The 23705-nt window shown below is 65.7% G+C and carries 15 protein-coding genes; 6 read left to right on the forward strand and 9 right to left on the reverse strand.

What is annotated here, in order from left to right:
• Window positions 1-56: 56 nt before the first annotated feature.
• Window positions 57-9986 carry a hypothetical protein gene (locus AC0IYS_RS01935; protein ID WP_471703595.1) on the reverse strand — a complete coding sequence of 3310 codons (9930 nt, stop codon included), beginning with the start codon at window positions 9984-9986 and terminating at the stop codon, window positions 57-59.
• A 206-nt stretch (window positions 9987-10192) separates the two neighbouring features.
• Here AC0IYS_RS01935 and nudC point away from each other — a divergent pair, with 206 nt between their 5' ends.
• Both nudC and AC0IYS_RS01945 read left to right on the forward strand, forming a co-directional pair.
• Window positions 10193-11011, forward strand: coding sequence for an NAD(+) diphosphatase (nudC, locus tag AC0IYS_RS01940; protein ID WP_471703596.1), 819 nt, complete (start codon window positions 10193-10195; stop codon window positions 11009-11011).
• Window positions 11008-12333: a thioredoxin family protein gene (locus AC0IYS_RS01945; protein ID WP_471703597.1), complete on the forward strand. Its 1326-nt coding sequence runs from the start codon at window positions 11008-11010 to the stop codon at window positions 12331-12333. Before nudC ends, AC0IYS_RS01945 begins: the two co-directional genes overlap by 4 nt.
• Here AC0IYS_RS01945 and AC0IYS_RS01950 read toward each other — a convergent pair.
• From AC0IYS_RS01950 to AC0IYS_RS01965, 4 genes are all read right to left on the reverse strand, one after another.
• Window positions 12312-12593 carry a helix-turn-helix domain-containing protein gene (locus AC0IYS_RS01950; RefSeq protein WP_471703598.1) on the reverse strand — a complete coding sequence of 94 codons (282 nt, stop codon included), beginning with the start codon at window positions 12591-12593 and terminating at the stop codon, window positions 12312-12314. The two genes, AC0IYS_RS01945 and AC0IYS_RS01950, sit on opposite strands and share 22 nt — an antisense overlap.
• Window positions 12590-12928 (reverse strand): type II toxin-antitoxin system RelE/ParE family toxin, encoded by a 339-nt coding sequence (locus AC0IYS_RS01955; protein ID WP_471703599.1) that lies wholly within the window; start codon window positions 12926-12928, stop codon window positions 12590-12592. Before AC0IYS_RS01955 ends, AC0IYS_RS01950 begins: the two co-directional genes overlap by 4 nt.
• Window positions 12929-12990: 62 nt before the next feature.
• Complete coding sequence (locus AC0IYS_RS01960; protein ID WP_471703600.1) at window positions 12991-14688, reverse strand: M28 family peptidase; 1698 nt, start codon at window positions 14686-14688, stop codon at window positions 12991-12993.
• A gap of 30 nt (window positions 14689-14718) precedes the next feature.
• On the reverse strand, window positions 14719-15627 hold the full coding sequence (locus tag AC0IYS_RS01965; RefSeq protein ID WP_471703601.1) for a LysR family transcriptional regulator: 909 nt from the start codon (window positions 15625-15627) through the stop codon (window positions 14719-14721).
• Window positions 15628-15731: 104 nt separating this feature from the next.
• Here AC0IYS_RS01965 and AC0IYS_RS01970 point away from each other — a divergent pair, with 104 nt between their 5' ends.
• From AC0IYS_RS01970 to AC0IYS_RS01980, 3 genes are all read left to right on the forward strand, one after another.
• Window positions 15732-16730, forward strand: a complete 999-nt coding sequence (locus AC0IYS_RS01970; RefSeq protein WP_471703602.1) for an aldo/keto reductase — start codon at window positions 15732-15734, stop codon at window positions 16728-16730.
• A gap of 158 nt (window positions 16731-16888) precedes the next feature.
• Window positions 16889-17248 (forward strand): DUF4148 domain-containing protein, encoded by a 360-nt coding sequence (locus AC0IYS_RS01975; RefSeq protein WP_471703603.1) that lies wholly within the window; start codon window positions 16889-16891, stop codon window positions 17246-17248.
• Between the two features lie 204 nt (window positions 17249-17452).
• Window positions 17453-19081 carry a methyl-accepting chemotaxis protein gene (locus AC0IYS_RS01980; protein ID WP_471703604.1) on the forward strand — a complete coding sequence of 543 codons (1629 nt, stop codon included), beginning with the start codon at window positions 17453-17455 and terminating at the stop codon, window positions 19079-19081.
• A gap of 176 nt (window positions 19082-19257) precedes the next feature.
• Here AC0IYS_RS01980 and AC0IYS_RS01985 read toward each other — a convergent pair whose 3' ends face one another.
• From AC0IYS_RS01985 to AC0IYS_RS01995, 3 genes are all read right to left on the reverse strand, one after another.
• On the reverse strand, window positions 19258-19671 hold the full coding sequence (locus tag AC0IYS_RS01985; RefSeq protein ID WP_471703605.1) for a hypothetical protein: 414 nt from the start codon (window positions 19669-19671) through the stop codon (window positions 19258-19260).
• Window positions 19672-19691: 20 nt separating this feature from the next.
• Window positions 19692-21296 (reverse strand): methyl-accepting chemotaxis protein, encoded by a 1605-nt coding sequence (locus AC0IYS_RS01990; protein WP_471703606.1) that lies wholly within the window; start codon window positions 21294-21296, stop codon window positions 19692-19694.
• Between the two features lie 88 nt (window positions 21297-21384).
• Complete coding sequence (locus AC0IYS_RS01995) at window positions 21385-21981, reverse strand: NADPH-dependent F420 reductase (protein ID WP_471703607.1); 597 nt, start codon at window positions 21979-21981, stop codon at window positions 21385-21387.
• A gap of 115 nt (window positions 21982-22096) precedes the next feature.
• Here AC0IYS_RS01995 and AC0IYS_RS02000 point away from each other — a divergent pair, with 115 nt between their 5' ends.
• Window positions 22097-23020, forward strand: a complete 924-nt coding sequence (locus AC0IYS_RS02000; RefSeq protein ID WP_471703608.1) for a LysR family transcriptional regulator — start codon at window positions 22097-22099, stop codon at window positions 23018-23020.
• Between the two features lie 9 nt (window positions 23021-23029).
• Here the strand turns inward: AC0IYS_RS02000 and AC0IYS_RS02005 are convergent, their stop codons facing one another.
• Window positions 23030-23665, reverse strand: a complete 636-nt coding sequence (locus AC0IYS_RS02005; protein WP_471703609.1) for an OmpW/AlkL family protein — start codon at window positions 23663-23665, stop codon at window positions 23030-23032.
• Window positions 23666-23705 lie beyond the last annotated feature (40 nt).

Below are 23705 nucleotides of genomic sequence, written 5' to 3' on the forward strand. Positions count from 1 at the left end.
ATCATGCAGATACGGTTGTGAGCGTGTCCGAATGACAGACTTGACCCCGGGTTGGGTTAGCGGTTGGGGACGCTAAACCAGCTGGTGGCGCTGTGGCCGGCCTGCTCGCGGTGGGTGCCGATGAGCGCGCCGGCGGCGCCTCGCAGACCCTGCCCGGCGTGGTATTGCTTGAGCGCGTCGGTCATCGCTTGCACGCTGTTTTCGCCGGCCAAACCGGTGGCTTGCAATGCGGTCAGCTGTTGCGTTTGTGCCGCATTGTTGACGCCGGTCGTTGCCGGATTGGCAGCGGTAAAGCTCGACAGGGCGTTGCTCAGGCCACTGACTTGCTGTTGCAAGGAGGTCGCTGGCGCTGCCGATGCCGTCGCTTTTTGCGCCAGGAACCAGACGTCGGCGCTGTCGTGCACGCTGCCGTCGGTGCCCGTGTAGCTCGATGTCAAACCGATCATGTTGCCATTTTGTTGCGTCAGCGCGCTGCCGGCGCCGGTGGCGATCGTGGCAATGCCCAGTTGCGCCAAGGTCTTGAGCTCGCCGGCCTGGCTGACGCCGTCCGAGTTGCCGTCGACCCAGACGCGCAGCGCGCCGAACGCGTCGTCGGCATCGCTGATGCGGCCGTCGCCGTTGCTGTCGAGCGCGGCCAGCGCGGCGTAACCGTCGGCCGCTTTGCTGCCGTCGGCCAGGGTCGTGGCGCTGCCGAACAGCTCGCCGCCGTCGTTGATGACGCCGTCGCCGTTGCGGTCCAGGGCCAGCAGGCCGTCCTTGCTGTCGACCCAGCCGGTGTTGACGGCCTGGCCGTCGCCGCGGATGTCGAACCGGACGCCCGCCGCGATACTGAGGGTGCGCACGCCGTTGCCGTCGAGGTCGAGCACCAGCGGCGTGGCGTAGTTGACCGACGCGGCGTTGAGCGCCATCGTTTGCGTGACCGACATGGACGCCACCTGGGCGCCGGTGAAGGCGTTCGCCTGCGCGACGCTGAGCGCGGTCAGGCCGGTGGTGGTCAGCGACGGGATCTGCCCGGCCGTGAACGCGGCGATCTGGTCGGTGGTGAAGACCTGCAACTGGCTCGCCTTGAGGCCGGTCACCTGCGTGTTGGTCAGGCCGGCGATCTGCGTGGTCGACAGGTAGCCGATCTGCGTCACCGTCAGCGAACCGAGCTGGCTGGTGGTCCAGGCCGCCAGTTGCGTCGGCGTAAAGGCGTTGATCTGGTCGATCGTCAGCGCGGCGATCTGGGCGTTTTTCAGCGCGGCCATCTGCACCGTGGTCAGCGCGGCGGCCTGGTTGCCGGTCAGCGCGTTCAGTTGCGTCGACGTCAGCGCCTGGATTTGCGCCGTGGTCAGCGCTTGCAGCTGGCTGGTGTCGAAGGCGGCGACCTGGTCGACCGTCAGCGCGGTGACCTGGCTGAGCTTGATGCTGGCGACCTGCTCCGTCGTGAGGGCCTGGATCTGGCCGTTCGATAGCGCCGACAGTTGCGTGGTGTTGAGGTAACCGATCTGCGCGGTGCGCAGGGCGCTGATCTGGCCGGTGCTCAGGGCGAAAAGCTGGTCGGCCGTCAGCGCGCCGAGCTGGGCGCTGGTGAGCGCCTGCACCTGGGTGGTGTTCAGGCCCGGCAGTTGCGTGACTTCGAGGCTGGCAATTTGCAAGGTGCCCAGCGCGGCGACGCTGGCGGTGGCGAGCGCGCCGAGCTGTCCGGTCGACAGCGCGAGCACGGCGGTGACGCCGAGCGCGGCCGCTTGCGCGGTACCCAACGCGGCGATCTGGTCGGTGCTGAAGACGGTGATCTGGGCGCCGTCGATGGCGGCGACCTGCGCCGTCTTCAGGCCGCGCACCTGGCTGGTGGTCAGCGCCACCGTCTGGGCGGTGCTCAGGCAGATGAACTGGCCGGCCGTCAACGCGGCGACGTCCTGGGTGTCGAGCGCGGCGACCTGGGCGGTGCTGAGCGCGGCCAGCTGGTCGGCGGTCAGCCACTGCATTTGCGCGGTGGACAGGCCGGTCATTTGCGCCGTGGCCAGCGCGGCGATCTGGTCGGTGCTCAGGCTGCTGGCCTGGGCGGTGGTCAGGGCGGCGAGCTGGGTGGTGCCCAGCGCGCGGATCTGGTCGGTGGTCAGGGCCAGCAGGTTGTCGGTGCTCAGGCCGAGGGCCAGCTGGGCGGTGGTCAGCGCGGCGATGTGGGCGCTGTCGAGCGCGGCCACCTGCACCGTTTGCAGGCCGTTGGCCAGCTGGCTGGTGCCGAAGGCGGCCAGTTGCGCCAGGGTCAGCGAATTGAGCTGCCCTGCGGCCAGCGCGGCGACCTGCGCCGTGTTGATGGCGGCGATCTGGCGTGTGCTCAGCGCGACCAGGTCGTCCGTTTCCATGGCGACGATCTGATCCGTCGTCAACGCGGTGACTTGCTGCGTGGTCAGGGTCGACGCTTGCGCGGTGCTCAGCGCGACGATCTGGTCGGTGGTCAACGCCTGCACCTGATTGCTGCCCAGGACGGAGGTCTGCGCGGTGCGCAATGCCAGTAACTGGCTGGTGGTCAGCGCGGCGATGCTGTCGCTGCTCAGGCCATGGACCAGTTGCGCGGTGGTCAGGGAACTGACGTGGTCGGCGTCCAGCGCGGCCAGTTGGGCCGTGTTCAGGCCGCTGCTGAGTTGGCTGGTGGTCAAGGCCGCCAATTGGGTGGTGGCGAGGCCGTTGAGCTGGTCGCTGTTGAGTGCGCCGATCTGGTCGTTGGTGAGCGCGACCATCTGGCGCGTGGTGAAGGACGACAGGTCGGCCGTTTCCAGCGCGACGATCTGGTCCGTCGTCAGCGCCGCCACCTGTTTGGTGGCCAGCGACGCGGCTTGCGCCGTGGTCAACGCGGCGATCTGGTCGGTGTTGAGGCCGGCGGCGATCTGGTCGGTGGTCAGCGCGGCGATTTGCCCCGTGCCCAGCGAGGCCAGCTGGTCGGTCAGCAGGGCTTGCAACTGGTCCGTGCCCAGCACCGCCACTTGCGCGGTGGACAGCGCGGCCAGGTCGACCGTCTCCAGCGCGGCCACCTGATCGCTGCCCAGCGCGGTCAGCTGCGTGCTGCCGAGCGCGCGCATCTGGGCGGTGGTCAGGGCGACGATCTGGTCGGTGGTCAACGCGGCGAATTGCGCGGCTTGCAAGTTCTTGAGGGCGACGGTGTTGATCGCGGCGAACTGGTCGGTGTTCAACGCGGCGAGCTGGGCCGTGCTCAGCGATGGCAGCTGGACCGAGGTCAAGGCCGCCACGTGGGCGGTTTCGAGCAGGCTCAATTGCAAGGTCGTCAGCGCGCCCAGCAGTTGCGTGGTCAGGCCGGTGACGGCGCTGGTCGACAGCGCGTTGAGCTGCTCGGCGGTCAACGCGCCGAGCTGGTCGGTGTTGAAGGCGGCTAGCTGGTTGCTGTGCAGGGCGACGAAGTCCATTGTGCTGAGTGCGGCGATCTGGTCGGTGCTGAGCACGCCGATCTGCGCGGTGTTCAGCACGCCGACCTGCGCCGTGCCCAGCGCCATGATCTGGTCGGTGTTGAAGGCGGCGATCTGATCGGTGCTGAGGCCGCCGATTTGCGCGGTGCCCAGGGTACTAATCAGGCCGGTTGTCAGCGCGGCGACGTTGGCGGTGGTCAGGGCGGCGATCTGCGCCGTCCTGAGCGCTGCGAAGTCGGCCGTCTCCAGCGCGTTGAGCTGGTCGCTGCCGAGCGCGGCCACTTGCGCGGTGCCCAGCGCGGCCGTTTGCGCGCTGCTCAGCGCGACGATCTGGTCGGTCGTGATCGCCGCGAACTGGGCGGCATTGAGCGCGGCCAGTTGCGTGCTCGACAGGGTGGCGAAGTTGTCGGTGCCGATGGCGGCGATCTGGTCGCTGCCGAGCGCGCCCAACTGGCGGGTGGCCAGGTTGTCCATCTGCAAGGTGGTCAGCGCGGCGATCTGGTCCGTGGTCAGCGAGGCCGCCTGCGCCGACGTCAATGCGTCGAGCTGGGCGGTGGTCAGGTTTTGCAGCTGGTCGATGGTCAGCGCGGTCAGCTGGACGGTGGTCAGCGCCTGCACCTGCGACGTTTTGAGCGCTTGCAGGTCGTCGGTGGCGATCGCCCGCAGCTGGTCGGTGCCGAGCGCGACCAGCTGGTTGCTGGTCAGCGCGGCCACTTGCGCGGTGGTCAGGTTGTCGATCTGGGTCAGGCCGAGTAGGCTGACTTGCAAGGTGCCCAGCGCGGCGATCTGGTTGCCCACCAGCGCGGCCAGGTCTTCCAATTCCATCGCGTTCAGCTGGGCGGTGCCCAGCGCGGCGATCTGGGCGGTCGCCAGTTGCGAGAATTGCAGCGTCGTCAACTGGATGATCTGGTCGTTGCTGAGCGACTGGAACTGGGCCGGGGTCAGCGCGTTCAGTTGCGCCGAGCCCAGGCTTTGCCACTGGTCGGCCAGCAGCGCGTTGAGCTGGTCGGTGCCGAGGGCGGCGATTTGCGAGCTCTTGAGGGCGAGCAATTCGTCGGTGGTCAGCGCCTGGATTTGCGTCGTGGTCAGGGCCAGCAATTGATTGCTGCTGAGCGCCTGGGTCTGCGCGGTGGTCAGCGCGGCGATGCGGTCGACCGTCAGCGACTGGATCTGGTCGGTGCCGAGCGCGGCGATTTGCGCGGTCTTGAGCGCGGCCAGGTCTTCCAGTTCGATGGCGCCCAGCTGGTCCGTGCTGAGGGCGGCCACTTGCGCCGTGGCCAGCTGCGCGTATTGTTGCGTGGTGAGCTGGATGATCTGGTCGGCGGTCAGCGCGCGCAGCTGCGCGCTGCCGAGGGCGTTGAGCTGGCCGGAGCTCAGCACCTGCACCTGGTCGATGACGAGGGCGTTGAGCTGGTCGCTGCCGAGCGCGGCGATTTGCGCGGTTTTGAGCGACAGCACTTCGGCGGTGGTCAGCGCCTGCACTTGCGCGGTGGTCAGCGCGGCGATCTGGGCGGTCGCCAGGCTGCCGAGCTGCGCGGTGGTGAGCGACATGATCTGGTCGTTGGTCAGCTGGGTGACCTGCTCGGTGCTCAGCGCGGCGAGCTGCTGCACTTTCAACTGGGCCACGTCTTCCAGTTCGATCGCGCGCAACTGGTCGCTGCTCAAGGCGGCGATGCCGGCGGTGCTGAGGCTGCCGATCTGGCGCGTGGTCAGCGCGACGATCTGGTCGGTGGTGAGCGCGGCCACTTGCGCCGTGCTCAGGCCGCCGATCTGGTTCTGGGTCAGTGCCTGGATCTGGTCGGTGCCGAGGTTGGTCAGGCCGCCAAGCGCGGTCAATTGGGCGGCGCTCAGGGCGGCGAAATCTTCCGAGCTCAGCGCGTGGATCTGGTCCGAGTTCAGCGACGACAGCTGGCCGGTCGACATCGAGGCGACCTGCGGGCTGGTCAGCGCGGTGACCTGGTCGGTGCTCAGCAGCGAGATATGGCCGGTGTTGAACGCGGCGATCTGGGCGGCCTTGAGCGCCACGATCTCATCGGTGCTGAGCGCGGCCAGTTGATCGTTGGTCAGACTGGCGATCTGGCCGGTGGCCAGCGCGGCGACCTGCTGCGTGGTCAGCGAGGTGATCTGCGCGGTTAGCAGGCTCTGGAATTGCGAGGTGCTCAGCGACGCCAGCTGGGCGGCGGTCATGCCTTGCAGCTGGTCGGTGGTGATTGCGCCGAGCTGGTCGCTGCTAAACGTCTGCAATTGGGCGGTCCGCAACGCGGCCAGGTCGCGCGTTTCCAGCGCGACGATTTGGTCGGTGACCAGCGCGGCAAGGTGCTGGCTGGTCAGGTTGGCCACTTGGGGGACGGTCAGGCCGGCGATCTGGTCGCTGTTGAGCAGCACGAATTGGTCGGTGCTCAGCGCCGCCACTTGCTGGGTCTTGAGCGCGGCCAGGTCTTGCGTTTCCAGCGCGGCCAACTGGCCGGCGGTCAGCGCGCGCACCTGGACGGTGGTCAGGTTGCCCGCTTGCAGCATGCTCAGCGCGGCGATCTGGTCGCTGCCGAGCGCGCGGAACTGGTCGCTGGTGAGCGCCGCCATCTGGGCGGCGGTCAGCGAACGGAACTGGTCGCTGGTCAGCGCGGCGACCTGGTCGGTGGTCAGCGCCACGATCTGCACGGTTCTCAGCGCGGCGACGTCGCCGGTGGCGAAGGCTTGCAACTGGTCGGTGCCGAGCGCGACGAGCTGGGCCGTGCCCAGGCCGGCGACCTGGACGCTGGTTAGCGCGGCGGCCTGCGCGGTGCTCAGGCTGGCGATCATGGCGGTGCCCAGCGCGGCGATCTGCACCGTTCTGAGGGCGGCGAAGTCCTGGCTTTCCAGCGCGTTCAACTGGTCGCTGCCGAGGGCGGCGATTTGCTGCGTGGACAGGCCGCTCACTTGCGCGGTGGTCAGCGCGGTCAGCTGGTCGCTGTCCAGGGCGGCGATCTGGGCGGTTTTGATGGCGGCGATTTGCGCCGTTTTCATCCGCGCCAGCGCGTCCGTGCCGAGGGCCAGCAATTGCTCGCTGCTCAGCAAGGCGACTTGCACGGTGGACAGGCTGGCCACCTGCGCCGTGCTGAGGGCGGCGATTTGCGTGGTGTTCAGCGATTGCAGCTGGGCGCTGCCCAGGCCGTTCAATTGGGGACCGCTCAGCGCCCGGATCTGGTCGGCGCTCAGCGCGTTCAGGTTGGCGGTGCCCAGGGCGGCCACCTGCACGGTCCTCAGCGCGGCCAGGTCGCGCGTTTCCATCGCGGCGATCTGGTCGCTGGTCAACGCCTGCAGCTGGCGCGTGCCCAGGTTGTTGACCTGCTGGGTGGTCAGCGCGACGATCTGGTCGGTGCTCAGCAGGCTAATTTGCTCGGTGCCCAGCGCGGCCAGTTGTGCCGTCTTCAGCGCGGCCACGTCGGCGGTCTCGAGCGCGAGCAACTGGTCGCTCGACAAGGCGACCATCTGAGCGGTGCCCAGGTTGGCCGCTTGCGCGGTGGTCAGCGCGACGATCTGGTCGGTGGTCAGCGCCGCCAGCTGCTTGCTGGTCAAGGCGGCGATCTGCTGGGTTTTCAGCGCTTGCAGCTGGGCGGTGGTCAGCGCGGCGACATGCGAGGTGTCGAGGCCGGCGATTTGTTGCGTTCTGAGGGCGATCAGGTCGCGGGTTTCCATCGCCACCAGCTGGTCGGTCGACAGCAGCGCCAGTTGTTGGGTGGACAGCGCGCCGGTCTGCGCCGTGGTCAATGCGACGATCTGGTCGGTGGTGACGGCTGCCAGCTGGCTCGCGCTCAAGGCGTTGAGCTGCGACGATTTCAGCGCGGCCCAGTCGGCGGTGGTCAGCACGGCGATTTGCGCGGTCAGCAGGTAGCCGATCTGGACGGTGCTGAAGGCGTTCACTTGCGCCGTGGTCAGCGCGCCCAGCTGGGCCGAGTTCATGATCTGGATCTGGCCCGAAGTCAGCTGGGCGATTTGCGCGGTTTGCAGCCCGGCGACCTGGGTGGGGGTCAAGGTGGCGATGGCCTTGGTGCCCAGGCTGAGCAGCTGGCTGGTTTTGAGCGCGGCAAAGTCCTGTATTTCCATCGCTCCGAGCTGGTCGGTGGTGAGCGCCTGCAGCTGCAGGCCGGTCAAGGCGGCGGCCTGCTGGGTCGTCAGTGCGACGATCAGGTCGGTGTTGAGCGCGGCCACCTGGGACGGGGTCAGGGCGGCGATCTGCACGGTTTTCAGTGCGGCGAAATCGGCCGTTTGCAGCGCGTTGAGCTGGTCGGTCGACAGGGTGGCGATGGCGCGGGTGCTCAGCGCGGCGGCCTGGGCGGTGGTCAGTGCGACGATCTGGTCCGTCGTCAGCGCGGCGAGCTGGCTGTTGGTGAAATTGCTCAGCTGGGTGCTGGCCAGCGCGGCGAACTGGGTGGTCGTCAGGGCGGCGACGGCGTCGCTCGACAGCGCGGCCGCTTGTTGCGATTTGAGCGCCACCAGGTCCTGGGTTTCCATCGCGACGACCTGGGCGGTGCTGAGCGCCGCCACTTGCTGCGTCAGCAGCGATGCCGCCTGCAGCGAGGTCAGGCCTGCGACCTGTTCCGTGGTCAGCGCGCCGAACTGCCCGGTGCCGATGGCGGCGAGCTGGCTGGTTTTCATGACGGCCAGGTCGCGCGTTTCGATGGCGGCGATCTGATCGCTGCTGAGCGCGCCGATCTGGCGGCTGGTCAGCGCGGCGGCCTGGCCGCTGGTCAGGCCGGCGATCTGGGCCGTGCCGAGGGCGGCGATGTGGCCGGTCGACAGGGCCGCGACCTGGGCGGTGGTCAGCGCCTCGGCCAGGGCGGGGGCCAGCGCGGCGATATTGGCGGTGCCCAGGCCGGCGAGCTGCTGCGTGCGCAGCGCGGCCAGGTCCTGGGTATCCATGGCGTTCAGCTGATCGCTCGACAAGGCCGACAGCTGGAGAGAGCTCAGGGCCTGGGCCTGCGCGGTTTTCAGCGCGACGATCTGGTCGGTGCCGAGCGCTGCGATCAGGGCCGTGCCCATCGCGGCGATCTGCTGGGTCTTGAGCGAGGCCAGGTTGGCCGTGCTGAGCGCGCTCAACTGCAAGGTCGACAATGCGGCCACGTTTTGCGTGCTCAGTCCGTTGGCCTGGGCGGTGCCCAGCGCGGCGAACTGCGCCGTGTCCAGCGCCGCCAGTTGTGCGGTTTTCAGTGCGGCGATCTGCGCCGTCGTCATCGCGGCCACCTGGCCGGTTCCCAGCGCGGCGATGCCCTGGCTGGAGATCGCGGCGATTTGTTGGGTGCGCAGCGCGGCCAGGTCCTGGGTTTCCAGCGCGGCAAGCAGCGCGGTGCCCAGCGACGCCATCTGCGCCGTGGTCAGGCCGGCCGCTTGCGCGGTGGTCAGCGCGGCCAGCTGGTCGGCGCTCAGCGCGTTCAGCTGCGCGGTGGTGAAGGCGGCGACCTGCGCCGTTTTCATCGCGGCGATGTCGCGCGTTTCGATCGCGGCGACCTGGTCCGGGGTCAGCACGGCGACTTGCGCGGTGGTCAGGGCGGCCACTTGCTGGGTACCCAGCGCGACGATCTGGTCGGTGCTCAGGCCGCGCAACTGGGCGCTGCGCAGCGCCGTCACCTGGGCTGTCGTCAAGGCGGCGATCTGGTCGGTGCTGAGGACGCTGAAGGTGGCCGTGCCGAGCGCGGCCAGTTGCAGGCTCCTGAGCGCGGCGAAATCCTGGGTTTCCAGCGCGGCCAATTGGGCCGAGCTCATCTGGCCCAGTTGCAGCGTGGTCAGCGCGGCGGTTTGCGCGGTCGTCAATGCGACGATCTGGTCGGTGCTGAGCGCGGCGAACTGTTTGGTGGTCAGCGCGGCGATCTGCGCGGTTTTGAGCGTGGCGAAGCCGGCGGTGCCGAGCGCGGCCAGCTGTTCGCTGGCGAGGGCGCCGATTTGCGCGGTCGACAGGCTGCTGCTTTGCGCGGTGCGCAGCGCGGCGATCTGGTCGGTGCTCAGCGCGCCGAGCGCGGCGGTGCCGAGCGAGACCAGCTGTTGCGTGGTCATGGCGCCGATGTCGTCGGTGTCGATGCTGGCCAACTGGGTGGTGGTCAGCGCGGCCAGCTGGCGGGTCTGCAGGGCGGCGGTCTGGCTGGAAGTCAATGCGACGATCTGGGCGGTGCTGAGCGCGCGCAGTTGCGCCGTGTTCAGCGCGGCCACCTGGCGGGTTTGCAGCGCGGCGATGTCGTCGGCCTCGACCAGCGCGATCTGCGCGGTGGTCAGCGCGGCGACCTGCACCGTTGCCAGCGCGGCGAACTGGTCGGTGGTCAAGCCGTGGACCAATTGATCATTCGTCAGGCTGATCATTTGTCCGGTGGTCAGCGCCTGGATTTGCTTGGTGGTCAAGCCCTGGCCGATCTGGTCGGTGCTGAGCACGCGCAGATTTTGCGTCGATAGCGCCCGTAACTGGCTGGTGCCGATCGCGGCCAACTGCGCGCTCGACAGCACACTCATGTGCGTAGTCGTCAGCGCGGCGACGTCCGCCGTCGTCAGCAGTGCAATCTGGCTGGGTTGCAGGCTGATGATTTGGTCGGTGGTGAATCCAGGTACTATCGATGGCATAATTTATCTCCTGACGGAAATATATCTTACCGGCAATTAGTCTGATTGAGTGAGAAGACGCCTAAAAGCAGCGTAAATCTTGGTCTAAAAACAATCGCTTGGTGTTGCTTGTGTCATCACCTTGTCAAGACCGCGTGCCAGGCAAAAGAAGCAAATAAGAAACACTGTAAGATAAGGGTTCGCGCGTAACCTTTCTCGTTCCCTCTATGCTGCTCACGCCCGCCACATTTATTCCCCTGATTAATCCCGAACAGCACGACCGTGCGCTCACTTTCGTGTTCCATCGCGGTGAGTTGCTATTGCACAACGCCACCTTGGGCTTGCCGGACCCGGACAAGGTCGCGGCGCTCGATCTGCCGGCCGAACGCATCCACTCGCTGGGAACGTGGGAGGGGCGTTACTATCAGTTGGCATGGCTGGACCAGCCGCTGCCGGTGGATGCGGAGCACGGTTATCACGGGCTGCGCTCGCTGTTCGGCGCGGTCGACGATGGCTTCCTGGGGCTGGCGGGCAGGGCGTTCCAGCTGGCCGAATGGGCGCGCACGCATCGCTTTTGCGGCGCTTGCGGCACGCCGATGCAACGGCTCACGGGCGAGCGCTGCTACAAGTGCCTGAACTGCGGCATGACCGCGTATCCGCGCATCTCGCCGGCGATGATGGTGCTGATCCGCAAGGGCGACTCGGTGCTGCTGGCGATGCACACCAATTCGCCGGCCAAGCGTTACACGGCGCTGGCCGGCTTCCTGGAAGCGGGAGAATCGATCGAGGAGGCCATCCACCGCGAGGTGTTCGAGGAGGTCGGGCTGCGCGTGCACAACCTGCAGTACTTCGGCAGCCAGTCGTGGCCGTTCCCGCACTCGCTGATGATCGCCTACACCGCCGAGTATCTGGACGGCGAGATCCGCGTCGATCAAACGGAGATCTCCGACGCCCGCTGGTTCGGGCCGGATGATGTGTGGCCCGATTCGCCGGTGACCGTGTCGATCGCGGCCAAATTATTGAATACCTACCGTCCTAAAGCATGACCATCGCATGGAATGAAGTCCGGCACGCCGGCGAACTGGAGGCCGCCTTCGCGCTGGCGCGCTCGCAACAACGTCCGTTGTTCCTGTATTGGGGCGCGGTTTGGTGTCCGCCGTGCAATCGCGTAAAGGCCGAAATCTTTGCGCGCGATGAATTCGTGCGGCGCTCGGCGTCGGTGTTGTGTTGCCACCTTGACGGCGACACGCCCGGCGCCCAGGCGCTGGCCGCGCGTTACGGGCTGCGCAGCTATCCAACCCTGGTGCTGTTTGCGCCCGACGGCGGCGAGATCACGCGCCTGCCGTGCGAGCTCGATGGCGAACTGTTCGTTGCCGCCTTCGACACGGCGCTGGCAGTGCATGCATCCGGTTCCAGCGCCGCGATTGCGCTGGCGGCGGCGCTGGAACCGGACGGCGCGCGCAAGCCCGGCGCGGACGAGTGGTCGTTGCTGAGTCATTATTCCTGGGATACCGACGAGGGGCGTTTGCTGGGCGGGCGCGATCTGGCAGGCACCCTGCTGGCGCTGGTGCGCCTTTGCGACGATGCCGACGCGGCCGCGCGCCTGGGCCTGCATGCGCAGCTGGCCACTGCCGGCAAAGGCGCCGACGCTGCGGCCAACGCCGAAGTGTTGATGGCGATTTTTTCGGATGCGCGCCTGGCGCGCGCCAACATGGATATCCTGAGCAATAGCGGCGTCAATCTGATCAAGTTCGCCGGCCGCCGCGAGGAGTTGGCCGCGGTGCTCAGCGGCGCGGCTGCGCAATGGGCCGACGATTTCTGGCTCGGCGCGCCGGACCGCCTGGCGGCGGTGCGGCTGCAGATGCGGCTGACGCGCTTGCTCTCGTCGACGCAGGGCTTGCAGCAGCAGGTGCGCGATCGCGTGGAAGCGGCGCTGGCCGAATCGACCGATCCGTATGAGCGGCACACGCTGGTCAACACTGCGGTCAGCGCGTTGAACGACGCCGGGTTGTCGGCGCAGGCGGAGCAGGTGTTGCTGGCGGAGTTGCCGCGTTCGCATTCGCCCTACTATTTCATGCTGAGCCTGGCGACAGGAGCGAAGCGGCGCGGCGACATGACGGGCGCGCTCGACTGGTATGAAAAGGCGTGGAACGCGGCGGCCGGACCGGCGACGCGATTGCAATGGGCCGTGACGTATCTGAACAGTTTGATGGAGTTGTCGCCGCAGGACACCGCGCGCATCGATCAGGCCAGGCAAGGCCTGCGGGCGGATATCGCCGCGGCCGGCCCCGACGCCTTTAAGCAGCGCAACCACGCGCAGCTACAAAAGCTGGGCGCCGAATTTAATCAGGCAGCGTCGCGCAACTGAATTTCAACCTTTAGACCAGCCGCAGCCGCCATATTCACCAACGCATCGATGGCGAATAGGTTGATTTTGCCGCGCATCAGATCGGAGACACGCGGCTGGGTGACGTTGAAGAGCTTAGCTGCTTCGGTTTGATTGAGATCGGCACGCGCGATATAGTCTTGAAGTTGGACCATGAGGTGTGAGCGCAATTTCATGTTCTCGGCCTCAACAGGAGTGTCCTCTATGGCGTCCCAAACGCTAGCAAATTGTTGCTTGGTCATCTTCCCAACTCCGTTTTGAGTTCGCGGTAGCGTTGCGCCGCCAGATCGATATCCTGTTTGCGTATTTGCTGTGTTTTTTTCTGAAAGCAATGCAACACGTAGATGGCCTCCGCGAACTTCGCCACATAAATGACGCGGAAAGCGCCTGCGGCATCCCGAATCCGAATTTCTTTCACGCCCGGACCTATGCTCGTCATGGACTTCCAGTCGTTTGGATCATGTCCCTGTTGAACTCGATCTATCTGGTAGCCTGCTTCACGCCGCGCATCGACAGGGAACGCACGCAGATCGTCTAGGGAACTTCCTCGAAACTCCACAGGCTTTAGATCGCTCATCCCACTAATATACAAAAATTTGTATAGAGGTTCAAGTACGAAGTGTCATCACCCGCTAGGTTTTAACGGGAGCCTTGTTTGCGCCGGAACTCGGCGTTCGGCTTCCATTGCGGCACGTCCTTGTTTTGCGCGATGTGGTAGCCGGTCTGGAACAACAGCGCGATGTCCTCCACCGCGCCGCGCGTGTCCCACTTTGGATCGACCACATCGTTGACTGTGTGGTATTGCTGCGCGCTGTAGCGCATCAGCTTTTCGCGGCCGTAGCCGGCCGGCTTGCCGATGAAGTCGAGGCTGTCGCTGAGATACACCACCGGCACGCCGGCCTTGGCAAATTCGATCTGGTCGCCGCGGTAGAAATTGCCGTACTCGCCGTTGCTGTCCGGACGCACCGTGCGGCCCTGGCCGCGCGCCACTTTCACCACCACATCATCGGCCGTCGACTGGCCCATGCCGCGCAACTCCACGGTGCGCGTGCGGCCCCAGACGTTCATGCCCTGCAGGTTGATGTTGACCAGCGTTTTGTCGATCGGATACAGCGGGTTGCGCGTGTAGTATTTGGCGCCCAGCTGGCCGCGCTCCTTGCCGGTGGTCGCCAGGAACACGATGGTGCGCTTGGGGGCGAGCGGCAACGCCTTGTAGGCCTTGGCGATCTCCAGCAAGGTGGCGACGCCGGCGGCGTTGTCGAGCGCGCCATGGAAGATCTGCTGCGTGCGCGGACCGGGCAAGGTTTCATCGATGCCGAAATGGTCCCAGTGCGCGCTGTAGACGATGACTTCGTCCTTCAGCTGCGGGTCGGAGCCGGCGATCTTCGCCACGACATTGTGCGAGGCGATGTCGCGCCAGGCGTTGAGTTCGCTCACACTGATTTTGACACCCAGCGGAACCGGCTTGAATTCGCGCGCCAACGCCTGCTTTTTCAGCGCCTCGAAATCGAAGCCGCCGGCCTTGAAGACGTCGCGCGCGCGGTCGATCTGCAGCCATCCGGGCACGGCCGGGAAGTCCGGGTCCGGCGCCTTGTCGAAGATGGCGAAGTTTTCCCGGCTCCAGCTGTTGCGCACGACTTCGTACGGATAGGCGGCGGCCTTGGCTTCGTGCACGATCAGCGCGCCGGCCGCGCCCATCTTCGCGGCCATTTCATATTTGTAGGCCCAGCGGCCGTAGTAGGTCATCGCGGCGCCGCCGAACACGGCCGGGTCCAGCCGCTTGGGTTGCTTGGGGTCCGGCAACGGCGGGTCGTTGATCAGCATGACCAGGGTCTTGCCTTTCAGGTCCGCGCCCTTGTAGTCGTCCCAGCGATATTCCGGCGCCTGCACGCCGTAGCCGACGAACACCAGTTCAGAGTCGGTGACGTCGATTTGCCGTTCGGCACGCGCCGACCAGGCGACGTAGTCGTCGCCGAAGATCAGCTGGGTGGCCGGTCCGTCCTTGGCCACGTAGCTCATCGTCGGGTGGCTGGAGATGCCGACCGTCGGCACCTGCTGCAAATACGTGCCGTCCGGATTGCCCGGCTCCAGGCCCAGCTTCCTGAACTGCTGTTGCAAATAGTCGATGGTGAGCTGCTCGCCGCGCGTGCCGGGCGCGCGCCCCTCGAAGTCGTCCGACGAGAGCGTGGTGACGTGCTCGAGCCAACTGGCGGCGTCGATCCGCTGCTGGGCGCTGTGCAGCATCTTGGCCGTGGCCGTGCCGGGCGCTTGGGGCGCGGCCGCAACGCTGGCGCACGAGTAGGCAGCCAGCAGCGCCGTCGACAGGAGCAGTTTCATGAAAATAACTTTTGTTAAGGGACGATGGCCTCATTCTGACACATTTTGTTGCTCAATGACACTAATTAACCAGTCTACAAACATCCGCACCCTTGGCGACAGGTGGCGGTTGTGCGAATAGACGATGTTGATGGGCATCGGCGCGGGCCGCCACGCCGGCAGCACTTCCTCCAGCGCACCCGACGCGAGCAGCGGGATGATGGTCTGGCTTGGCAGCTGGATCAGGCCCAGGCCGGCGACACAGGCGGCGATATACGCCTCGGTACCGCTGACGGAGACCTGGCTGCGCATCGCCAGCGTGCGTCCGGCGCCGTCCGCGTCGACGTATTCCCAGTCCATGTCGCGGCCGGTCTGGCTGGAGAAGAAATTAACCGCGTAGTGGTGTTGTAAATCGTCCAGTGTTTGTGGTCGGCCGTGGCGTTGCAGATAGGCCGGGGAGGCCAGGTTGACCTGTTGCAGATGGCCGATGCGCCGCGCCACCAGGGTGGAGTCGCGCAAGGTGCCGCCGCGCACGGCGCAATCGATGCCTTCGCCGACCAGGTCGGCAAAGCGGTCGCCGGAGCCGAGCCGCACCTGGATGCCCGGGTGGCGCTGGAGGAAATCCGGCAGCGCGGGAATGACGATCAGGTGCGCCAACCGTTCCGGCAGGTCGACCCGCACCGTGCCGCTGAGCAGGCGGCCGTCGCCGGCGAACAGGCCGTTCATGTCCTCCAGGTCGTTGAGCAGGGCGGTGCAGCGCTCCAGATATTGCGCGCCCTCGGCCGTGAGGCTGACCTTGCGCGTGGTGCGCTGGAGCAGTCGCACGCCCAGTTGCTGTTCGATGGCCTGCACGGCGTTGGTGACGGTGGGCTTGGGCAGGTTGAGCCGCTCGGCCGCCTGCGTGAAGCTTTTGCAGTCGGCCACCGCCCGGAAGATCTGCATCACTTTGAACTGATCCATGATTGTTATCGTTTTTCGAATGAAGTAATGAATTTGCGCATATTTATTACTGCGATCGATAATAGCATAATGATTGCTCCGCTTACTCCCTCTGGAGCTTCATCATGCAAACACGCAAACTTGGCCGCACCGGCCCGCAAGTCTCGCAACTGGGCCTGGGACTGATGGGCATGTCCGATCTGTACGGCCCGGCCGACCGCGCCGAAAGCTTGGCCACCATCCACGCCGCGCTGGACGCCGGGGTCACCCTGCTCGACACCGGCGATTTCTACGGCATGGGCCACAACGAGTTGCTGCTGAGCGAGGCGCTGCAAGCCGGCGGCCGCGACAACGTCAATATCAGCGTCAAATTCGGCGCGATGCGCGATCCTGCCGGCAACTGGATCGGCTACGATGCGCGGCCGGCGGCCGTGAAGAGCTTTGCCGCCTACAGCCTCAAGCGGCTGGGTGTGGAGCACATCGACATTTACCGCCCGGCGCGGCTGGACCCGGCGGTGCCGATCGAGGACACCGTCGGCGCCATCGCCGAGCTGGTCAAAGCGGGCCACGTGCGCCACATCGGCCTGTCCGAAGTCGGCAGCGAGACCCTGCGCCGCGCCCACGCCGTCCATCCGATCAGCGATCTGCAAATCGAATATTCGATGATCTCGCGCGGCCTCGAGGACGGCATCCTGCAAACCTGCCGCGAACTGGGCATCGGCATCACCGCCTATGGCGTGTTGTCGCGCGGCCTGATCAGCGGGCATTGGAGCAAGCAGCGCGCCGGGGAGGCCGATTTCCGCGGCCTGGCCAGCCCGCGCTTCCAGGGCGAGAACCTGGACCACAACCTGGGGCTGGTGGAGAAAGTGCGCGCCATCGCCGACGAACTGGGCGTGTCGGTGGCGCAGGTGGCGATCGCGTGGGTGGCGGCGCAGGGCGAGGACATCGTGCCGCTGGTGGGCGCCCGCACCCGCGCCCGCTTCACGGAGGCGCTGGGCGCCAACGCGGTGCGGCTGTCGCCGGCCGACCTGGCCCGGCTGGCCGAGGCGGTGCCCGCCGATGCGGCCGCCGGCGACCGCTACAACGCCCATGCGTCCGTTGCGCTAGACAGCGAAAAGCGCTGATTCCGGCGTCGAGATCGGATAATCGGATGGATTTGACCGGAAAATTGAACTTTTTTATCTGAATTTTTAATACTAAGATGACTTATCGACAAACAACGCAGCACCAGCCGATAAGCCGCTCTCCGGAGCATTACGCTAATCAGATAAGGAGCAATAAAATGAACGTCAAATCCATCATCGCATCGGTTTCCCTGCTGGTTGCCGCCGGCGCCGCCTTCGCCCAAGGACCATCGGGCCAGCTGACCCGCGAAAAAGTCATCGCCGAGACCGTCGCCGCCCGCGCCGCCGGCCAGCTGGACCAGAACGAAGCCACCCTGAACGCCGCGCTGTTCAACGCACCGGCCAGCACGCTGACCAGGGAAGAAGTGAAAGCCCAGACCCTTGCCGCCCGCAACGCCGGTGAGCTGGACCGCAACGAGGCTTATGACGACGCCGCCTATATGGCGCCGCGCGCCAAAAACGCCAACGTAAAGGCGCAAATGGCTGCGAAAACCGTCAAAGGCGGCACCACGCAATAAGCACCCGCTCCATAAGGTGTCGGTCCGGCCACCGGCCGCCGGCACCATCAGTCAGCCAACGGGCGCGGCGATAAAGATCGCCGCGCCCGTTTTTTATTGTCGAGCTTACTATTGCCCATTCCCAAATAAACAACAGGGTAGCGTTATCACACCCGGAATTTAACATTTTTCGGTATAGTTTCCTGTAGCAAACAGGAGACCTCCATGAACAAATTGTCTTTCCAGCAGAAGCTTTGGGTGCCGCTCATTTGCAGCCTGCTCTGCATCACCGCGATTTTCCTGTATGAGACGATCCAGGCGCGCACGCTGCGCATCGAAGAACGCAGCAACGAATTGCGCCACATCGACGACGCCGGCCTGAGCATCGTCAAGCAGTTCGGCGACAAGGCCGCCAACGGCAGCATGACCAAGGAAGAGGCGCAAAAGCAAGCGATGGCGCTGATCAAGGGCCTGCGCTACGGCAAGGACGGCTACATCACCATCACCAGCGGCACCGTGTCCCTGATGAATCCGTTCAAGGCGGAAAACGACGGCAAGGACATGGTCGATTTCAAGGACCCGAACGGTACCTATCTGTACCGCGACATCCAGGCCGCCGGCGCCTCGCCGGACGGCGCGGGCTTCGTGCGCTACTGGTGGATACGGCCGAACACCACCACGCCGGTGCCCAAGCTGAGCCGCGTGGTGCACTACGCGCCGTGGAACTGGGACTTGACCACCGGCGTCTACATCGATGACGTCGACGCCGCCTTCCGCGCCTCGCTGCTCAAATCGGCGGGTTTGCTGGCCGGCGTGTGCCTGTTACTCTGGACCATCGTCAGCCTGGTCAACAAGAGCCTGCGCCACACCATCGGCGGCGACCCCGACTACGTCAGCAAGGTGGCGCTGCAGATCGCTGGCGGCGACCTGAGCTCGCCGATCAAGACCCATGCCACCGACGACGCCAGCATCCTGTTCGCGATGAAGTCGATGCAGGAGCGGCTGGCCGAGACCATCGGCGAGATCCGCCGCAGCGCCGACACCATCGCCACCGCGTCGGGCGAGATCGCCTCGGGCAATATGGATTTGTCGGCCCGCACCGAATCGCAGGCCAGCTCGCTGGAGGAGACGGCCGCGTCGATGGAGGAATTGACCTCGACCGTGACCCAGAACGCCGACAACGCGGTGCAGGCCAACCAGCTGGTCATGTCGGCCTCGGCGGTCGCGGAAAAAGGCGGCAAGGTGGTCTCGCAGGTGGTGCAGACGATGGACACGATCAACGCCTCGGCGACGCGGATCGTCGACATCATCAGCGTGATCGACGGCATCGCGTTCCAGACCAACATCCTGGCGTTGAACGCGGCGGTCGAAGCGGCGCGCGCGGGCGAGCAGGGCCGCGGCTTCGCGGTGGTGGCGTCCGAGGTGCGCAACCTGGCGCAGCGCTCGGCCGGCGCGGCCAAGGAGATCAAGGAGCTGATCAACGCGTCGGTCGACAGCATCAGCGCCGGCAGCGCGCTGGTGGCCGAAGCCGGCACGACGATGGACCAGGTGGTGGCCAGCGTCTCGCGCGTGACGCAGATCATGTCGGCGATCACGGCCGCGTCGAGCGAGCAGAGCACGGGGATCGGCCATGTGAACACGGCGATCACGGAGATGGATTCGGTCACGCAGCAGAACGCGGCGCTGGTGGAGCAGGCGGCCGCCGCGGCGGGCAGCATGCAGGAGCAGGCCGGCAATCTGGCCGAGCTGGTGAGCCGGTTCAAGTTGAGCGGCGATCAACCGCAGAGCGTGGCCAGCCATCAGCCGCGTCCGGCGGCCAGGCCGGCGCCGCGCCGGATGGCGCTGTCACGCTGAGATCGGCTCAGGGAGATACGTGTTTCATCCCCCGGGACAGACACGTTAATCCCCCGGGGAGATACGTAGGGCGGATTAGCGAAGCGTAATCCGCCATTGCATGCGCCGCTGGCGGCTCGTCGATGGCGGATTACGGCGTTCCGCCTAATCCGCCCTACGTGGATCCGTTGATATTCTTATTTCGCCGGTTCCAGCACGGCTTCTTCAAACACCAGCTTGTCCCCGTCCACGCGGAACACGCCGATCAATTCCCCGCCATCGCCTTTGACATCCGGATACCGGGTGCAGGTTTGCGTTTCGATCTGCCACATCTCGCTGCCGGCGCGCAAAGTCCACACATTATCCCCGCCCGACAGCAGCTCGATTTCGACATCGTCGGCCGGCATGTCCGACAGCTCGATCCTGCGCAGACACTGCGGCAGATGCTGCATGATCAATTCCACGCTGCTGTCGCTGCTCCAGAAATACTTCTGCGTCCGGTGCACGGTGATCACATGCTCGCTGTTGCCGCTCTGCGGGTAGTACGAGGCGCTATCGTCGACACACGCCGTCAGCATCAGGGACATCAGTACTATCGGTATCTTGCGCATGGGCGGGCTTCCGGTCGGTGCTATCGGGTTTGCAACATTATAGCCGTCCCCGGCGCCGCCACGCGCATGGCCGGCGCCGCCGCGCCCGTTTTGAAGAAACCGACCACCCTGGCCAGCGCCTCCGCCTGCTCCTGCATGCTCTGCGACGCGGCCGCCGCCTGCTCGACCAGCGCGGCGTTCTGCTGCGTGACCTCGTCCATCTGCGTGATGGCGACGTTGATTTGTTCGATGCCCATCGTCTGCTCCTGGCTGGCCGAGGTGATCTCGCCCATGATGTCGGTCACGCGCTGGATGCTGTCGACGATGTCGCCCATGGTTTGCCCGGCCTCGTTGACCAGCTTGGAGCCGTCGTCGACGTTGGCCACCGAGGCCGAGATCAATTCCTTGATTTCCCTGGCCGCCGCCGCCGAGCGTTGCGCCAGGTTGCGCACCTCCGACGCCACGACCGCGAAGCCGCGACCCTGCTCGCCGGCGCGCGCCGCCTCCACCGCCGCGTTGAGCGCGAGGATGTTGGTCTGGAAGGCGATGCCGTCGATGACCGAGATGATGTCGACGATCTTGCGCGACGAGGCGTTGATGGAGCCCATGGTGTCGACCACCTGCGCGACGATGGCGCCGCCCTTGCTGGCCACCTCGGACGCGCTGCGCGCCAGGGTGTTGGCCTGGCGCGCGTTGTCGGCGTTCTGCTTGACGGTGGAGGTGAGCTCCTCCATCGACGACGCGGTTTCCTCCAGCGAGCTGGCTTGCTGCTCGGTGCGCGAGGACAGGTCCATGTTACCGGCGGCGATTTCGTTGGAGGCGACGGTGATGGTGTCCGTGCCTTGCCGTACCTGGCCGACGACGTTGAGCAGGCTGTCGTTCATGGCCTTGAGCGCGTTAAGCAGGCGGCCCGTTTCGTCGGTGGCGGTGACTTCGATACGCGTCGACAGGTCGCCGGCGGCCACCGTCTCGGCCAGGTCGACGGCGGCGTAGAGCGGCACCGTGATCGAGCGCGTGATGAACCAGGCCACCGCCGCGCCCAGCGCCACGGCCAGCACGCCCAGGCCCACCAGCAGCAGCTTCGATGAGCGCAGCACCGCCGCCACTTCTTCGCCGGCCTGTTTGGCCTCCGCGCTTTCGTGGGCGACGATGTCGTTCAGTATTTTGAGCACGGCTTGCAGGCTTGGACCGGCCGTCTGCGTCAGATAGGCGGTGGCGTCCTGGATCTCGCCTTCCTTGCGTAGCTCGATCACCTTGTTGTTTTTTGCCGCGCCGTCGGCGATCAGCGCATCCAGCCTGGCCAGCATGGCCTTTTCCTTTTCGTCGCCGGCGCGGTCGGACAGGATTTTTTTCGATACGCCGTACTTCTGGCGCGCGTCGGCGATTTTCTGCAGCTCGGCGTTGACTTCCGGCGTGCTCGGGACGACCACGATATTGGTGAGATGTAGCGTGATGTCGCGGACGCTGTCGACCATGTGGTTGGCCGCCGCCATCTTGACGTTCTTGTCTTCGATGATGTCTTGCGTGCTGCTGCCAATGCGGCTCATTGAGCTCAGCCCCAGCACCAGAACTGCCACCAGGAGCGCCAGAACGATGGCGAAACCGGCGCCGAGGCGCGTTCCGATTTTTACGTGGTCGAGGCTCATGGCGGCATTCCTTTGATTCACATAGGCAAGTATCTCAATATACCCGTCCGTGCCGTTTAAAGGAATGCGCTGTCGTGGTGCCGCAACGTTAGCCGAATTTGACCAGGTTCAGCACCGGCAGCGGACCGCCGGGGAACTGCGCCAGACGTCCACCGCCATCGAGGGTGCCCAGATCGACGCCGGCGAATCCCAGTTGGTCGATCAACTGGCCGACGGTTTTCTTGGCGTCGGCGTCGTCGCCCGAGTAGAACAGCACGCGGCGCCCGCCCTCCGATTGCGGATCGCTTTGCAGCAGCGCGGCGCCCAGATGGTTGAAGGCTTTGACGACGCGGGCGCCGGGCAGCAGGTCGGCGATCACCAGGCTCGATGCGCGGCCCCCCAGGTCCACCGCTTTGAACGACGGCGCTTCGATCGCGTTGTTGGCGTCGACGACGATGCGGCCGTTCCAGGCGGGCAGATTGCGCACCGCCTCCGGGATGCGGCTCCACTGCACGGCGAGGAAGACCACGTCGGCCTTGGCCGCTTCCTCGATGGTGACGGGGCGGACGTTCGGCAGCTCCGCGTGCAGGGCGGCCAGCGATTCCGGGCCGCGGCTGTTGGCGATGGTGGCGGCGATGCCGGCCTTGGACAGGTTGCGTGCGATGGCGGAACCGATGGCGCCTGCGCCGATGATGGAGATGTTCATGATGTGTTTCCTTTCGTTGATTGGGTGTCGATGAGTTCAGTATGGCCGCCCGCACTTGCTACGGGTAGTCATAGCTTGGTAGTATCAGCTTCAAGCAAACGTTGAAAGCATCGCATTGGAAACCCTGTCCAACCTTGAGTCTTTCGTCCGCAGCGCGGAGTCGTCCAGCTTTTCGGCGGCGGCGCGTCGCCTGGCGCTGACGCCGGCCGCCGTCAGCCGCAATGTGGCGCAGCTGGAGCGCAACCTCGGCGTGCGGCTGTTCCAGCGCACCACGCGCGGGCTGACTCTGACCGAAGCCGGCGAGCGGTTCCTCAATTCCGTCGGCGCGGGTCTGGACGGCATCCAGGGCGCGATCGCGGAGGTCACTGCCAAGGCGGGCGAGCCGGCCGGCGTGCTGAAACTGAGCATGGCGCCGGGCTTCGGGTGCCGTCACGTGTTGCCGCTGATGCCGGCGTTTATGGCGCGCTATCCGGCGCTGACCCTGGACGTCCATGTGGAAAACCGGCGCGTCGATCTGGTGGCCGGCGGCTTCGATGCGGCGATCGGCGGCGGCTTCGAGCTGGCGCCGGGTGTGGTGGCGCGCGGGCTGATGCCGGTGCACGGCGTGCTGGTGGCATCGCCCGCGTATCTGAAGGGATGCAAGCCGCCGGTGACGCCGGCGGACCTGGCGGACCTCGACGCGATCGTCATGCGCTCGCCGCAGAGCGGCAGGGCCAAGACGTGGCAGATGCGCAATCGCGCCGGAGACGGCATGTCGGCGGTGCTGCGGCCGCGCGTGTTCCTGAACGATCCCGATGCGATCCGCACCGCTGCCTTGCTGGGCATGGGCGTGGCGATGCTGGCGATGACCGATCTGGGGACGCATCTGGACAGCGGCGAGCTGCAACGCGTGCTGCCCGACTGGTATCTTGATATCGGCGCGATCTCGCTATACTTCACCAGCCAAAAACTGATGCCCGCGAAGACGCGGGCGTTCGTGGATTTTATGACGGAAGCGTTCCGCGAACAGAAAATGGCGGAACGCTATTCGGCGGTTTAGAACCGCGTTTTAAAACCGATAGCCGACACCCACGCCGATCATCAGCGGATCGACCTTGACGCGGCTGGCCTTGGCGCCACCGATCATAACGTCGCTGCGGATCTGCGCTTTCTTGACGTCGAAGTTGAGCGACCATTGTTTGTCGATGGCGTAGTCGACGCCCGCCTGCACCACCAGTCCGACGCTGTCGTGTTCCAGGCTGGCCTGGCCGTTAAGCAGGCGCACCTTCGACAAGGTGGTGTAGTTGACGCCCGCGCCGAGATAGGGTTTGAGCGGCGCGTCCGGCGTGAAGTGGTACTGCAACAGCAGCGACGGCGGCAGGTGCTTGAAGGTGCCGATGTTGGACCCGTCAAGATAGACGTTATGCTTTTGCGGATAGGTCAGCACCAGCTCCGCCGCCAGGTTGGCGGTGAAGAAGTAGGCGACGTCGAATTCGGGGATGGTCTTGTCGCTGACGGTGATGCGGTCCGACGCGCCGACGCCGCCGACCGGGTCCGACTTGTCGGCCGTGTTCAGGTTCACCGCGCGCACGCGCACCAGCCATGGCGCTTTTGGCGACTCCTGCGCCACGGCGGTATCGATTGCGGCACCCGTCAGGCCCAGGGTGGCCATTACTGCTGCTGCGATTGCTTTGGTCTTGCTCATTTCACTTCCTCTTTGATGTCGTCATGGTTTAGTCACTCGG

The sequence above is a fragment of the Duganella sp. AC237 genome, assembly GCF_979254035.1.